Source organism: Pseudomonas asplenii (assembly GCF_900105475.1).
Lineage (GTDB): Bacteria > Pseudomonadota > Gammaproteobacteria > Pseudomonadales > Pseudomonadaceae > Aquipseudomonas > Aquipseudomonas asplenii.
This window is the reverse complement of record NZ_LT629777.1, coordinates 3,551,952-3,566,029: the sequence shown is the minus strand read 5'-3', so window position 1 is coordinate 3,566,029 and position 14,078 is coordinate 3,551,952. Positions and strand designations below refer to the sequence as shown.

The following is a 14,078-nucleotide window of genomic DNA, read 5'->3' as shown; positions in this document are numbered from 1 at the left end:
AGCAAAAGGCCAGCCAACAGGCCTAGTGCTTGCTACCGCCGGCGCAGGTCGGCGATGCCGGCGCTGCACCGATTTTTACCCACTCTTCAGGGGTGTAGGTATGCAGGGCCAACGCATGGAACTGCCCCATCAGGTCACCCAGCGTGGCATAGACTTTCTGGTGACGCTTGACACTGTTCAGCCCGGCAAACTGCTCGCTGACCAGCACCGCCTTGAAATGGGTCTGCAACCCACGGCTGTGCATGTGGCTTTCATCCAGTACGTCCAGGTGCTCAGGCTGCAAGGCACCCAAGGCAGTCTCGATACGTTGTTGCATGCTCATCTCGCGCCCCGCTTACTTCTTCTTCGCCGGGGCAGCGGCCTTGGCCGGTGCCAGCTCGTTGGTCATGTCTTCCAGCAGCTTGTTGACCACCGGTACCGCGCTTTCCAGCTTGGCCTGGGTCAACTGGGCCGATTGCTGGGTCAGTTGTGGCATTTTCTCCAGGACTTTCTTGCCCAGCGGCGACTGGTAGAACGCAACCAGGTCCTTGAGCTCGCTCTCACTGAAATTGTCGGTGTAGAGCTTGACCATGTCAGGCTTGAGCTTGTCCCAGCCGATGGCCTGGTCCAGGGCGGCGTTGGCCTTGGCCTGGTAGGTATCGAGCAGTGGTTTTTTCGACGCAGGCGCCTGGGTCTGCTCGAAGCGCTGGGCGAACATCTGCTGCACTTGCATGTAGACCGGAGTTCCGAGCTTGTCGGCATGGGCCAGCTTCAGGAAAGTTTCGGCACTGGCGTTGTGGCTGGCGGTATCGGCGAAAACCTGGCCGCTGGCGCATACCAGAGCAACCGCGGTACAGATGGCGCGAAGACGGGTCATCGAATGTCCTTTATAGCAGGCGAGGTAAAACCCCAAGAACGCCCATTCTGCGCCTAACAAAGTGTGTCACTCAACCCCGACACCGATTGTGACAGTTTCAGGCTCGCCCCAGCGGCAAAAAACTGCAAGGGGAACCTCGCCGGTGGATCAGGGCCTAAACTGCACGAGTCAGCCCTTTAAACCTCGAGGAGGAACGCGTCCGATGAGTCGCATCGAAACCGACAGTCTTGGCCAGGTGAATGTCCCGGAAGAAGCCTACTGGGGCGCGCAGACCCAGCGTTCGCTGATCAATTTCGCCATCGGCAACGAAAAGATGCCACTGGCGGTCATGCATGCCCTGGCCTTGATCAAGAAGGCTGCGGCCCGCGTCAACGACCGTAATGGCGACCTGCCCGCCGATATCGCCCGACTGATCGAACAGGCCGCTGACGAAGTGCTGGACGGCAAACATGACCAGCAGTTTCCGCTGGCAGTCTGGCAAACCGGTAGCGGCACCCAGAGCAACATGAACGCCAACGAAGTCATCGCCGGGCGCGCCAACGAGCTGGCCGGCAAGGGCCGCGGCGGTAAATCGCCGGTGCACCCGAACGACCACGTCAATCGCTCGCAGAGCTCCAACGACTGCTTCCCCACCGCCATGCATATCGCGGCGGTCCAGGCGGTGCATCAGCAACTGCTGCCGGCGATCGGCGAGCTGTCCGGCGGTCTCGCTGAATTGGCCGCGCGGCATATGAAACTGGTCAAGACCGGGCGCACCCACATGATGGATGCAACGCCGATCACCTTCGGCCAGGAAGTTTCCGCCTTCATCGCACAACTCGACTATGCCGAGCGGGCGATTCGTGCGGCCTTGCCGGCCGTCTGCGAACTGGCCCAGGGCGGCACGGCGGTGGGCACCGGGCTCAATGCGCCCCAGGGTTTCTCCGAGGCGATCGCGGCAGAAATCGCTGCGCTGGCTGGCCTGCCGTTTGTCAGCGCACCGAACAAGTTTGCCGCCCTCGCCGGACATGAACCATTGACCAGTCTGTCCGGGGCACTCAAGACCCTGGCCGTGGCCCTGATGAAAATCGCCAACGACCTGCGCCTGCTCGGCTCGGGCCCTCGCGCCGGGTTTGCCGAGGTCAGACTGCCAGCCAACGAGCCGGGCAGCTCGATCATGCCCGGCAAGGTCAACCCGACCCAGTGCGAGGCGCTGTCGATGCTGGCCTGCCAGGTGCTGGGCAATGACGTGACCATCGGTTTCGCCGCCAGCCAGGGACATTTGCAACTCAACGTCTACAAGCCGGTGATCATTCACAACCTGCTGCAATCGATCCGTCTGCTGGCCGACGGCTGCAGCAACTTCCAGGCCCATTGCATTGCCGGCCTGGAGCCAGACCCGCAACAGATGGCCGCGCACCTGGAACGCGGACTGATGCTGGTCACCGCACTGAACCCGCATATCGGCTATGACAAGGCAGCGGAAATAGCCAAGAAGGCCTACGCCGAAAACCTCACCCTGCGCGAATCGGCGCTGGAACTGGGCTACCTCACCGACGAAGAGTTCGACGCCTGGGTCCGCCCGGAAAACATGCTGGAGTCGGGCAAGAACGGCTGAGGGACAAACACAGGCCTGCCCTGACAAGCAGGCCTTGCAAGAGGCAAATGGCTGAAGACAAACCTTGTGACGAGTGGACTTCAAGCACTCAAACGGATCAGGCCAACCGTGCGCGCCGGGCCTTGAGCCCGGCGATCAGCGACGGCCCCAGGGCCACCAGCGCCGAACCGAACACCACCACCAGCGCCCCGCCATAGCCCAGGCCATTGATCTCTTCGGCCTGCACGTAGTCTGGCCAGATCCAGGCGGCCACGGCGACCGAACCGAAGGTCACCAGCGGCGTGATCGCCAGGGTCGCACTGACCCGCGAAGCCTCCCAGTGCGCCAGCGCCTCGGCAAACGCACCATAGGCCACCAGGGTGTTCAGGCAGCAGCCCAACAACAGCCAACCCTGCAACGGGCTCAGTTGCAATATTTCCGCCGGATGCGCCCAGGGGCTCAGCAGCAAGGCACAGAACAGATAGATCACCATCATCACCTGCAACGAATTCCAGGCCGTCAGCAGCTGTTTCTGGCTCAGGGCATAGAAGGTCCAGACCGTCGAGGCCAGCAGTACCAGCAGCACCCCGGCGGTGTAATTGCCCAGGGAGGTCAGCAACTCCTCCAGCCGCTGGTTGAAGAACAGCCCGAAACCCAACAGCAGCACCACCAGCCCGATCCCCTGGCCCAGGCTGAAGCGCTCCTTGAATACGAACAGGCTGGCGATCAACAGGAAGATCGGCCCCATCTGCACCACCAGTTGCGCAGTACCCGGGCTCAGCAGTTTGAGGCCCATGAGGTACAGGACGTAGTTGCCCACCAGCCCGAACACCGCCAGCAGCACCAGCCAGCCACCCCGTGGTCCCAACGCACGCCAGCTCGGCAGTCGTTTGCTGAGGGCCAGGTAGAAGAACAGAAAACCACCGGAAACCATCAACCGGCACCAGGTCACGCTGACCGGGTCCATCACCTGCAACACCTGCTTGAGCTTGATCGGCAGGATGCCCCAGAGCACAGCGGTGAGCAGGGCAAGAAACAGCCCGTAGCCCCAACGGCCGGATGAAATATGCATGGAACGTCCCGGGGAGCGATGAATTCAAGGCGCCATTCTAAGCGGCTCACCGCCCACCCTACAGCCGCCCTTGCCTATTAAAAACGACATCGAGCAACGTTCGAACGCCGTCAATAAATTGGCCAATACCACTGGTCGACGAATCGAACAGCGTATCTGCTCAAGATTTATGATGTTTATCTGACATCCCACCCACTCTGGAGCTTTTCTCCATGTTCGGCAAACGCGCCCAGGACAGCACCGAAGCCACGCACTTTCGCAGCGACCGCGTGAGTACAATCAATGGCCAGTATTTTTTCTGCACCCGGGAAAACACCCTGGAAGGACCCTTTTTCAGCCGGGTCGATGCGGAGCAGGGAAGCCAGCTCTACATCAAACGCATGCAGTTGGCCCAGGATATTCAGAATTTTCTCTGACCTTGGCACGCACATCGACCATCGACCTATGGTGGGAGCCGGCTTGCTGGCGATAACGATGTTGTTAACGCCACAGAAGGTGCAGGATGGCCGCCGCTCGCGGATCGCCAGCAAGCCGGCTCCCACAAGGGCGGTGTCGTATACCGATTAGAGGTACGACAGAACCATCAGCGCACGGCTTCGAACAACCCTGTCGCGCCCATCCCGCCACCCACGCACATGGTCACGATGCCATAGCGCAGGTTACGCCGCTGCAGCTCGCGCACCAGGTGCCCGACCTGGCGTGAACCGGTCATGCCGAACGGATGGCCAATGGAAATAGAACCGCCATTGACGTTGTATTTCGCGTTGTCGATTTCCAGCCGATCACGGCTGTACAGGCACTGCGAGGCAAAGGCCTCGTTGAGCTCCCACAAGTCGATATCCGCCACCGTCAGCCCCTTGGCCTTGAGCAGCCTGGGCACCGAGAACACCGGGCCGATGCCCATTTCGTCCGGTTCGCAGCCGGCCACGGTGAAACCCCGGAAAAACGCCTTGGGCTTGAGCCCCAGCGCCAGCGCCCGCTCCAGGCTCATGACCAGAGTCATCGAAGCGCCATCGGACAGTTGCGACGAGTTGCCCGCCGTCACCGAACCGTCCTCGGCGAACACCGGCTTCAGGCCGGCCAGGCTTTCCAGGCTGGTATCCGGGCGGTTGCAGTCATCCCGGTCGACAACACCCTGCAACTGCCGGACCTGCCCGCTGGCCTTGTCCTCGACCGCATAGGTCACCGTCATCGGCACGATCTCGTCGGCGAACAGTCCGGCCGCCTGGGCTGCGGCGGTGCGCTGCTGGCTTTGCAGGGCATAGAGGTCCTGCTGCTCGCGACTGACCTGATAACGCCGGGCGACGATTTCCGCCGTCTGCCCCATCGGGAAGTAGATGCCCGGCACCTGCTCCTTGAGCAATGGATTGATCAGGTTATCGGTGTTGACGCTTTTCATCGTCAGGCTGATGGACTCGACACCACCGGCGACGATGATGTCGCTGCAACCGGAGGCGATCTGGTTGGCGGCAATGGCGATCGCCTGCAGGCCCGAAGAACAGAAACGGTTGAGGGTCATGCCCGCCGTGCCGGTTCCCAGTTGCGACAGTACCGCGACGTTACGTCCGATGTTGTAGCCCTGCGCGCCTTCGTTGGAGCCGGCACCGACGATGCAATCCTCGACGCTGGCCGGATCGATGCCATTGCGTACCAGCAACGCGTTGACGCAATGGGCGGCCATGTCGTCGGGCCGGGTCTGGTTGAACTTGCCGCGAAACGACTTGGCCAGGCCGGTACGTACGCTATCGACGATCACCACTTCACGCATGGGACACCTCATTGTCATTGTCGGTCCAGGAAAGCCTGAGCATAGGCTCGACTGATTCAGGACCGCGATGATCATTCACTCGGCGTATGCGGGGTCATCGTCCTACTTCACCTTGCCAGCCTTCTTGCCTTTCTTGTCCTGCTTGTCGTGCTGGGCGAAGGCCTTCTCGATGGCCTGATTGATCGTGCGCAGCACCTTGACCCGCGCCCAGCGCTTGTCGTTGGCTTCCACCAGCGTCCAGGGTGAAATCTCGGTGCTGGTGCGGTCGACCATGTCGCCCACTGCCGCGCGATAAAGGTCCCACTTGTCGCGATTGCGCCAGTCGTCCTCGGTGATCTTGAAGCGTTTGAAGGGAATGTCCTCGCGCTGCTGGAAGCGCTCCAGTTGGGTCTCTTTGTCGATGGCCAGCCAGAACTTGACCACGATCACCCCGGCATCGCTCAGTTGCTCCTCGAAGTCGTTGATTTCGCCATAGGCGCGCATCCAGTCGTCGGTGCTGCAGAAGCCCTCGACCCGTTCCACCAGCACCCGGCCATACCAGGAGCGATCGAACACGGTGAACTTGCCACGCGCCGGGATCTGTCGCCAGAAACGCCACAGATAAGGCTGGGCCCGCTCGTCCTCGCTGGGCGCGGCAATCGGTACAATGCTGTACTGGCGCGGATCCAGCGCTGCAGCCAGGCGGCGAATCGCCCCGCCCTTGCCAGCCGCGTCGTTACCTTCGAAGACCGCGACCAGGGCGTGCTTGCGCATGCGCTTGTCGCGCATCAGCCCCGACAGTCGTGCCTGTTCGGTGATCAGTTGTTCCTCATAGTAGGCCTTGTCCAGTGCCAGGCTCATGTCCAGGCTGTCGAGCAGGCTCATCTGGTCAACTGCCGATGGCAACGGCGCGGTATTCGGCGCGGAGGTGTTGCGGGATTTTTTCAACGCGGCCTGCAAGCCTTCCAGCAGGATCTTGCCGACGGTCAGGCTGCGGTAGTGCGGGTCGACGCCCTCGATCACATGCCAGGGCGCGTAGTCGCGGCTGGTGCGGCGCAGCACCCGCTCACCGAAATGCACGAAGGTGTCGTAGGTCTGCGACTGCTGCCAATCCAGCGGGCTGATGCGCCAGCTGTGCAGCGGATCGTCCTTGAGGGCCTTGAGCCGAGCCTTCATCTGCTTCTTGGAAAGGTGGAACCAGAACTTGAAGATCAACGCACCTTCGTCGCAGAGCATCTTCTCCAGCCGCTCGGCACCGGCAATCGCCTGATCCAGCACCGCGTCCTTGAACAGGCCGTGTACCCGTCCCTGCAGCATCTGGCTGTACCAGTTACCGAAAAACACCCCCATCCGGCCCTTGGCCGGCAGCAGGCGCCAGTAGCGCCAGGCCGGGGGATGAGCCAGTTCCTCGTCAGTCTGCTGGTCGAAGGTACGCACCTCGATCAGGCGCGGGTCCATCCATTCATTGAGCAGCTTGACGGTTTCGCCCTTGCCAGCGCCCTCGATGCCGTTGATCAGCACGATCACCGGGAAACGCTTCTGCTGCTGCAATTCGAACTGGGCTTCGAGCAAGGCCTCGCGCAGGGCGGGCACTTCGGCTTCGAAGGTGTCTTTATCGATGGCGTGACCGATTTCAGCGGATTCGAACATGGATGGCTCCTTCCAGAATTGAGCAAGGTTAACGGATCGGACCACAGTGTGGGCAGCGAAGTCCCTGACATTTGTCGTGGATCAATCCGACTCGGGCCAATCGGCTAGAATGGCCGACTGTTTGCCGATGAGTTGCTCCATGAACCGCGTACCACCGCACGCCCAGATCGACTGGGACGACCAGGGACGGCCCCGTTCCCGGGCGTTCGATGATGTGTATTTTTCCGATGGCTCGGGCCTGGAAGAAACCCGCTATGTCTTCATCGAACAGAATCGTCTGAAAGAGCGGTTCCAGGCCCTGCCGCCCGGTGGCCGGCTGGTGATCGGCGAGACCGGTTTCGGCACCGGTCTGAATTTTCTCTGCGCCTGGCAACTGTTCGACCAGCATGCGCCGGCGGGTACGCGGCTGCATTTCGTCAGCGTCGAAAAGTACCCGCTGAGCCACGCCGACCTGCAACGCGCCCTGGCGCTATGGCCGGAGCTGGCGCCCTTCGCCGCTGCCCTGCTCAAGCAGTATGTGGCGATCCATGCGGGCTTCCAGCGCCTGCTGCTGGACGACGGGCGGGTCAGCCTGACCCTGCTGATCGGCGATGCCCTGGAACAGTTGCCCCTGCTGGACGCGCAGATCGATGCCTGGTTTCTCGACGGTTTCGCCCCGGCGAAGAACCCCGAGATGTGGACTCCCGAACTGTTCGCCGAACTGGCACGACTGGCGGCCCCCGGTTCGACTCTCAGCACCTTTACCAGCACCGGCTGGGTACGGCGCTCGCTGAACGCCGCCGGCTTCAAGATGAAACGGACACCCGGCATCGGCCACAAGTGGGAGATCCTGCGGGGCGAGTTTATCGGCTGGCCGCAAGACGTGGCGGCGCCCGCGCCGGTGCGCCCCTGGTTTGCCCACCCCGGGCAGGTTGTCGAAACGCGGCGGGCCCTGGTCATCGGCGGCGGCCTGGCCGGGTGTGCCAGCGCCGCGAGCCTGGCCGCGCGAGGCTGGCAGGTAACGCTGCTGGAGCGCCGCGATGCCCTGGCCCAGGAGGCCTCGGGCAACCCCCAGGGCGTGCTCTATCTCAAACTGTCGGCCCACGGCACCGCATTGTCGCAGCTGATTCTCAGCGGCTTCGGTCATACCCGACGCCTGCTCGAACACTTGCACAAGGGCCTCGACTGGGACGGTTGCGGTGTCCTGCAACTGGCCTTCGATGAGAAGGAAGCCGCACGCCAGGCTCAGTTGGCCGCGGCCTTCAGCCCCGACCTGGTGCATCTGCTGGATCGCGAGACAGCCCAGGCACAAGCCGGCGTCGGCCTCGAACACGGCGGGCTGTTCTTTCCCGAGGGTGGCTGGGTGCATCCGCCGGCACTATGCGTCTGGCAGGCCAAGCATCCGCACATCGATGTCCGCCTGCACAGCGACGCCCTGGACCTGCGCCGAGTCGACGGCCAGTGGCAGGCGTGGGATGCCGAGACCCTGCTGGCTAGCGCCCCGGTGGCGATTCTGGCCGGCGCCGCCGAGGTGAAGCGCTTTGCCGCCGCAGCGTCATTGCCGCTCAAGCGCATTCGCGGGCAGATCACCCGCCTGGCCCAGACCGCCGACAGCCGTGCCTTGAGGACCGTGGTCTGTGCCGAAGGCTACGTCGCCCCGGCGCGTCTCGGCGAACATACCCTGGGCGCCAGCTTCGACTTCAACAGCGAGGACCTGACCCCGACCACCGCCGAACACCTCGGCAACCTGGCGCTGCTGGAAGAAGTTTCCGCCGACCTGTCCCGGCGTCTGCATGCCGCCGAGCAGGACCCGCAACAGTTGCAGGGGCGAGCCGCCTACCGTTGCACCAGCCCGGACTACCTGCCGATCATCGGTCCCCTGGCCGACGCCGCGCAGTTCGCCGACACCTACGAGGTGCTGGCCAAGGATGCACGCCAGGTACCACAACTGCCCTGCCCCTGGCTGGAGGGGCTGTACATCAACAGCGGCCATGGCTCACGCGGCCTGATCACCGCGCCGCTGTCGGGCGAACTGCTCGCCGCCTGGCTGGAAAACGAGCCGTTGCCGCTGCCCCGTGCGGTCGCCGAAGCCTGTCACCCGAATCGTTTCGCCTGGCGCGCCCTCACCCGTGGCAAGGCACGCCCCGGCAACAGCGGTTGAATCAGGTGCCAGGTGCTGGCGTGGGATGCTTGTCCAGCTCCAGGCGGGTCAAGCGGGTCAGAAACTGCTGTTCCTCGACCTTGTGGGTGTCCATCAGGGTCGACAGCCGCCGGAAATACTTCTCGCTGAGCATGTCGGGAGACTGGCGCAGCATCAGCTCCTCCTGATCATGGAACGGCTGGTTGAACCGGGAAAACTCACGCGGGTGCTGCTTTTTCAGGTAGTCGATCCAGAAATCGCGCCCGGCGATGAACGCCGTCAGGCTCGGCGTCTGCTCGGCCGCCAGGATGCGCTGTTGCGCCGCCAGGAGCTGCGCCTCGGAAACCGAGGCAAGGGAACTGAACAGCATGTCCTTTGGCTGCCCGGGTAAATGCATCAGGCGCCCCAAGCCTACCCGGTACGCCAGGTGCACCTCGACTTCGTCGACCGAACGGGTCGTGGGCACCTCCGGCTGTTCCTTCAACGCCCGCACATGCTCGCGGGCGATGTCATCGATCTGCTCCAGCCGAAACAGGCCCCGCGCCAACTTGAGCAACTGGCTCGGTTCTTCCTCCTGTGTCGCCTGCGCCCGGGCCTTGGCCTGTAGCACGCGGACTTCCAGATGGCTGAAATTTTGCGCGGCGCTGTCGACACAGGTCATCGGATTGGCCGTCAGCTCGAACAGCTCGCGGCGCAACGCCCCGTCTTCGGCCGCCGCCTCCAGCACCTCCCAGACCCGCCGCACGAGGTCGGCACGGGTCTTGAGGTAGTCCGCACTGCCGCTCAGGCGCCCGAGCAGATCGAACAGTTCCTGGCTACCCGGCTCATGCCACAGGTCCTGCCACAGCGCTTGCAGGCGCGTCCGTCGCTCACCTTCGATATCGGCCAGCCAGCGCAGGCGCGAGCTGTATTCGTCCAGTGCCAGTTCGGACTCGGGTATGCCGAAGGTGATACCGGTGCGCAAGCGGTAGGCGGCCAACGGACTCTGGTTGGCCTGCCCCAGTGGGTTGTAACGCAGGATGATACGCCGAGTGATGGGCCACGGCGCCTCATAGAGTTCACTGGGCAAGGCCTGGATCAGATTGCCGCGCAGGTCCGCCACGGACAGGCTGGTACGCGTCAACAGGCCCGTCGGCAGGTGATCGATGCCCGTCCCGCGCAACAGCAAACGACGCAAATGCGGCAACCGACCGACATCCAGCAGGCCGACATCAGGGTTGCCGTTCAGATTCAGGACCTCCAGGTGGCGCAGATTGGCGATACGGTCGGCCGAGGCCTGGTCGAGAACGATGCGGTTATCCTGCAGGTGCAGTTCCCGTAGTTCGCTCATCTCGGCAATCTCCACCGGCAACGACTCCAGTCGATTGTTGCCCAGCTCGAGCTTGCGCAACTTGGGAAAGCGCCCGAGGAAGCCGCCAGGAAGACTCTGCAGGTCCATGCTTTTCAACGACAGTTCAGTGACATGCTCGAAACTGATGCCTTCGGGCAGATCCGGCAGGCTCGCGACCCGCAGCCCCTCCAGACTCAGGCCATGACCGATCACCACGCCATTGTCGTCATAGGTCTTGGGCGTTTGCCGCCGCCAACAGCGCTCGAGGATCTGCGCGGCCTGCCTGCGGTTTTCCTGCATGCCGCCGAGCCAGATGTAGCGCTCCGGTTGGTCGACGGCGCCACCGTGCCAGTCGCTCAAGGTCGAACAGAGCTGGCGCAGTTCCAATTCCAGCGTGCGGATCCGGTTGTGGACCCGTGCCGAATCGTCGCCCAGCAACAGCAGGAAAGCCTGTGCCTCGGCCTCGCAGAAATCAGGGTACAGCCAGGTCACCCGACGTAGCCTGCGCCGGCTACTCTCGCCCGCTCCGCGCCTGACGCGCGTGCAATCGGCCCGCTCGGCGCGCCGCCAAAAGGCCGGCTGAGCACCTGGTTTTCTCGGGGACAGGCCAAGAGCCTCTTCCTGTGCCGCCTGCGGATGTGCCATTGCCAGGTTGATCAGCGTTTTGTGCAACTGGTCCTCCTCTTCCAGCCTGAACCCCATGGCCATGCGTTCAGCCACGCTCAGCGTGTTCAGCACCACGGCACTCAGGGCATCGGTACCGGAAACCGCTGAGCCAAGCTCCCGGCCTACCCCGTCGAAGGCCTGATAACCGCGCTGAGTCCTGACCAATACCCGCCGCCTGGGCAGCTCAACCTTGCCCATCTCGGCCAGCAACGGACCGGCGACACTGCCTTGGCGTACCTCCAGGCGCAGATCGGCGGGCCAACCCGACAGGTCAGCGAACCGGGGTAACTGCAACCTGGCGGTATCCGGATTGCTCGCCGAACGCAGGAAGCCGCCCTCCAGCGCCCGGTCGACGCGCAGCGTGCAGGCGATGCCGCTGACATCTTCAACCAGTTGCAGGGGCAGCCGTGCGCTGAGCAACAGACGGTCCCGAACGCTGACATCGGACTGCGCGATGGCCTCTCGCAGCACTCCATCCGGCAACTCGGGGAAGCGCTGACGCAAACTTTCCGGTACCCCGCTGTCGATCAGCCAACGCAGCCGGTAGAGCCGCTCGAACAGCGCCTGGCGATGGGTACCGACATGCGCCTGCAACGCACGCTCCAAGTGTGCCACCTCCTGACCGGGCGGCACTGACGTCCCGAGCAGCGTCGCGCACCTGGAAGGCCCTAACTCATCGATGATCACCTGCAACCCGTCAGCCTCGAGCGCCGGGGCCGAAACCCGCATCGGCAATGGTCGCGAGGTCAGGTCCGCGCCGTACTCGTGGATCGACGCGCCGGAACCATCCACCAGCAGGATCGTGCCACTGCGGGGCCAACCCGGCAGGTCCGGCAGGATCTGCAACTGCACGTCCAGCAGCGCACGGGCCGCCGCCGGCGGGGCATCGGCGGGAGCGGCCAGCCAGCTCAATTCGCGGTCCAACCGAAAGCGCCGGATCGAATCGAGCAACGCTGCCGGGATGCCGCGCCGCTCGATGTGCAAACGCCGCAGCAACGGTTCATCGAGCCGATGGATCGCCAGGACCCGTTCGATATCCTCGTCCTCCAGCAAACCGAGCTCCGGTCCGAGTCGACGCATCAGATAGAGCGGGTCCTGCCATTGCCCTGGCCATTCATGAACCAGTTTCCAACCGCCGGCACCGTTGTGTTCCAACAACGGCTCATAGGCTGCCTTACGGCTGCGATGGCGCAGGCGCCAGCCGCCGGCGGCGTCATCCCGATAGGCGCGATACGGTCGACCGGCGATCGCCAGATAACGATGCCCGTCATCGGCGACATCCCCGCGATAGAAGCCCTGGCGATCCGGCTCATGCCGGGTGAAACGCGGCTCGTCGTGCACATAGGGTTCGAGACTTGCCTGCCACAGCCGGTAGCGTCCATCGCTCGAACGCACCGGCACCAGTTCGTCGAAAAACGCCGAGGTCCGCTTAAACAGGTTACCGACCAGCTTGCCGCCCACGTGCAGCGCTGCGCCCAGGGCGAGCATCGTCGCGATGTCCTCGGCGACGGACATCATGTGGGCAATCGCCTCGTCGTGCTCGCCATCCTGCCAATCCTGATACCCCTCATACACCTCGGCCAGCAGTTCGCCGACCGCCACGCCCATCATCAACAGGCCGAGCCAGGGATTGGCGAAGGCGGCCAGGTTGAGCACGGTCAGGCCCACGCCCAGGCGGGCCTGGTAGCGGGCCGTACGGGCCGCCTGATCGACGTCCTCGGTCGGGACCGCGACGTGGCGGGCATCGTCCTGCAAGCGCTGTATCTGCTGCCGACAAAGCAGGGAGAACAGCCCTTCAGTCGTCACCAACAACTTCAATTGCAGGTCGGCCTGTGGGTCCAACACGCTGCTGGGCTTGCCATCGGCACCGGTGACAGGGCGAGCCAGGCATTTGCGCAACGCCGACAAAAACCCTGGCAGTTCGACTTGCCCGACCAGTCCGCTGAAAAACGCCTCATAGGAAGGTTCCCAGAGACGCTGACACAACTCGGCGCGAAAGGCCTCAAGCGAAGGATAATGTTTGAAACGACAGCGCGGATCGTTGGGAACATGCACCAACAGTCCGCGATCGGCGCCCACACCACCGTCCGACGACCCGGCCTGCAGCGTGAACAGGCGGACGCCCGAGAGTTTGATCCCGAGCATGCGCAACTCGTTGACCTGAATCCGCGAACCGTCGGCGGCAACACGGGTGTTGGATTCGATCAGTGCGCACAGCTGTTGATAGGCGTCGGTGTCGATGTCCTTCTTCATACAGGCGCTGCAGGCATCCACCAGCAGGTCGGCCTTGCGTTGCTGCGCCAGGGCGAACTCGATTCGCTGTCCGTCTTCATCCGACTGCTGCCCAGGCTGTATTGGCAGGTGGAAGACGTTGCACAGATGCTGTTGATACAGTCCACCGAGGTCCAACTCGCGTACCAACTCGACCAACGCAGCCGGAGTCAGCGTCGGTTTCGGTTCGCCTGACAGGTGGATATACGATTGCGGAGCAAGCACTTCACCCGCCTCGAAGTTCTGCAACGCCGCCTCCAGCAGGCTGTGACGGGTATACGTTATCGGAACGGCCCCCTGAGGGACGAACGGTGCTGGCAAGTGCGGCCAGCGATCAGCCACGAACAACGCATCCTTGTGCACATCCAGCCCCGGCCCGAAGCGCTTCAGCAGCGCCTGTTCGAGCATCGGCTCGCAGAAGGCACGAACTGGCTTCAGCGCCTTGAGCCGGAACAGTACCTCTTCCTTGAACAACTGACTGTTGCGCAGGTATTCGCGCAATTGCCCGATGTCCTCGGTGCGTGCCTGCAACAACCAGTCGGGGGCGTTTGCCCGGATCACTTCCTCATTTTCGCTGTGCTCGTCGAGCGCGGGCGGGGTCACTGCTGACATTTCCAAGATCCTCATCATCCATGTGCCTTGAGGGTATCAACCCACGCGTCCGGGAAAATCTCAAAAATCTGTTACCTATCAGTTAGTTGAATCAAAAATCCAGGTCCTTCGAATAACCCGCTGGCACCCTTTTTCAGCAACCCCCACCACATCGATCCCACGCCTGCGGCCATGCTCGG

9 protein-coding genes are annotated in these 14,078 nt (G+C 63.1%); 3 read left to right on the top strand and 6 right to left on the bottom strand.

Annotated features, from left to right (window positions below):
• Nucleotides 1-22 precede the first annotated feature (22 nt).
• Together BLU37_RS16435 and BLU37_RS16430 are read right to left on the bottom strand one after the other, a co-directional pair.
• Entirely contained in the window at nt 23-322 is a 300-nt protein-coding gene (locus tag BLU37_RS16435; RefSeq protein ID WP_010449767.1) for a BolA family protein, read from the bottom strand.
• Nucleotides 323-334: 12 nt separating this feature from the next.
• Nucleotides 335-856: a DUF2059 domain-containing protein gene (locus tag BLU37_RS16430; RefSeq protein WP_010449768.1), complete on the bottom strand. Its 522-nt coding sequence runs from the start codon at nt 854-856 to the stop codon at nt 335-337.
• Nucleotides 857-1,058: 202 nt separating this feature from the next.
• Here BLU37_RS16430 and BLU37_RS16425 point away from each other — a divergent pair, with 202 nt between their 5' ends.
• Nucleotides 1,059-2,453 (top strand): class II fumarate hydratase, encoded by a 1,395-nt coding sequence (locus BLU37_RS16425; protein WP_010449769.1) that lies wholly within the window; start codon nt 1,059-1,061, stop codon nt 2,451-2,453.
• Between the two features lie 97 nt (nt 2,454-2,550).
• Here the strand turns inward: BLU37_RS16425 and BLU37_RS16420 are convergent, their stop codons facing one another.
• Nucleotides 2,551-3,504, bottom strand: coding sequence for a DMT family transporter (locus tag BLU37_RS16420; protein ID WP_090206603.1), 954 nt, complete (start codon nt 3,502-3,504; stop codon nt 2,551-2,553).
• A 212-nt stretch (nt 3,505-3,716) separates the two neighbouring features.
• On the opposite strand from BLU37_RS16420, the gene BLU37_RS16415 reads away from it, so the two are divergent.
• Nucleotides 3,717-3,920, top strand: coding sequence for a DUF6316 family protein (locus BLU37_RS16415; protein WP_090206600.1), 204 nt, complete (start codon nt 3,717-3,719; stop codon nt 3,918-3,920).
• A gap of 167 nt (nt 3,921-4,087) precedes the next feature.
• On the opposite strand, the gene BLU37_RS16410 is transcribed toward BLU37_RS16415, so the two are convergent.
• Nucleotides 4,088-5,272 (bottom strand): thiolase family protein, encoded by a 1,185-nt coding sequence (locus tag BLU37_RS16410; RefSeq protein WP_090206598.1) that lies wholly within the window; start codon nt 5,270-5,272, stop codon nt 4,088-4,090.
• A gap of 102 nt (nt 5,273-5,374) precedes the next feature.
• Complete coding sequence (gene pap / locus BLU37_RS16405) at nt 5,375-6,901, bottom strand: polyphosphate:AMP phosphotransferase (protein ID WP_090206595.1); 1,527 nt, start codon at nt 6,899-6,901, stop codon at nt 5,375-5,377.
• A gap of 139 nt (nt 6,902-7,040) precedes the next feature.
• Here pap and mnmC point away from each other — a divergent pair, with 139 nt between their 5' ends.
• Nucleotides 7,041-9,041, top strand: a complete 2,001-nt coding sequence (gene mnmC, locus BLU37_RS16400) for a bifunctional tRNA (5-methylaminomethyl-2-thiouridine)(34)-methyltransferase MnmD/FAD-dependent 5-carboxymethylaminomethyl-2-thiouridine(34) oxidoreductase MnmC (protein WP_090206591.1) — start codon at nt 7,041-7,043, stop codon at nt 9,039-9,041.
• A gap of 1 nt (nt 9,042) precedes the next feature.
• Here mnmC and BLU37_RS16395 read toward each other — a convergent pair whose 3' ends face one another.
• Nucleotides 9,043-13,899, bottom strand: coding sequence for an NEL-type E3 ubiquitin ligase domain-containing protein (locus BLU37_RS16395; RefSeq protein WP_232000324.1), 4,857 nt, complete (start codon nt 13,897-13,899; stop codon nt 9,043-9,045).
• Nucleotides 13,900-14,078: the final 179 nt, after the last annotated feature.

What these genes read in the sequence shown, in the direction of transcription:
- BLU37_RS16435 (WP_010449767.1), bottom strand. Translation starts at nt 322, where the DNA reads ATGAGCATGCAACAACGTATCGAGACTGCCTTGGGTGCCTTGCAGCCT.
- BLU37_RS16430 (WP_010449768.1), bottom strand. Translation starts at nt 856, where the DNA reads ATGACCCGTCTTCGCGCCATCTGTACCGCGGTTGCTCTGGTATGCGCC.
- BLU37_RS16410 (WP_090206598.1), bottom strand. Translation starts at nt 5,272, where the DNA reads ATGCGTGAAGTGGTGATCGTCGATAGCGTACGTACCGGCCTGGCCAAG.
- pap (WP_090206595.1), bottom strand. Translation starts at nt 6,901, where the DNA reads ATGTTCGAATCCGCTGAAATCGGTCACGCCATCGATAAAGACACCTTC.
- BLU37_RS16415 (WP_090206600.1), top strand. Translation starts at nt 3,717, where the DNA reads ATGTTCGGCAAACGCGCCCAGGACAGCACCGAAGCCACGCACTTTCGC.
- BLU37_RS16420 (WP_090206603.1), bottom strand. Translation starts at nt 3,504, where the DNA reads ATGCATATTTCATCCGGCCGTTGGGGCTACGGGCTGTTTCTTGCCCTG.
- mnmC (WP_090206591.1), top strand. Translation starts at nt 7,041, where the DNA reads ATGAACCGCGTACCACCGCACGCCCAGATCGACTGGGACGACCAGGGA.
- BLU37_RS16395 (WP_232000324.1), bottom strand. Translation starts at nt 13,899, where the DNA reads ATGTCAGCAGTGACCCCGCCCGCGCTCGACGAGCACAGCGAAAATGAG.
- BLU37_RS16425 (WP_010449769.1), top strand. Translation starts at nt 1,059, where the DNA reads ATGAGTCGCATCGAAACCGACAGTCTTGGCCAGGTGAATGTCCCGGAA.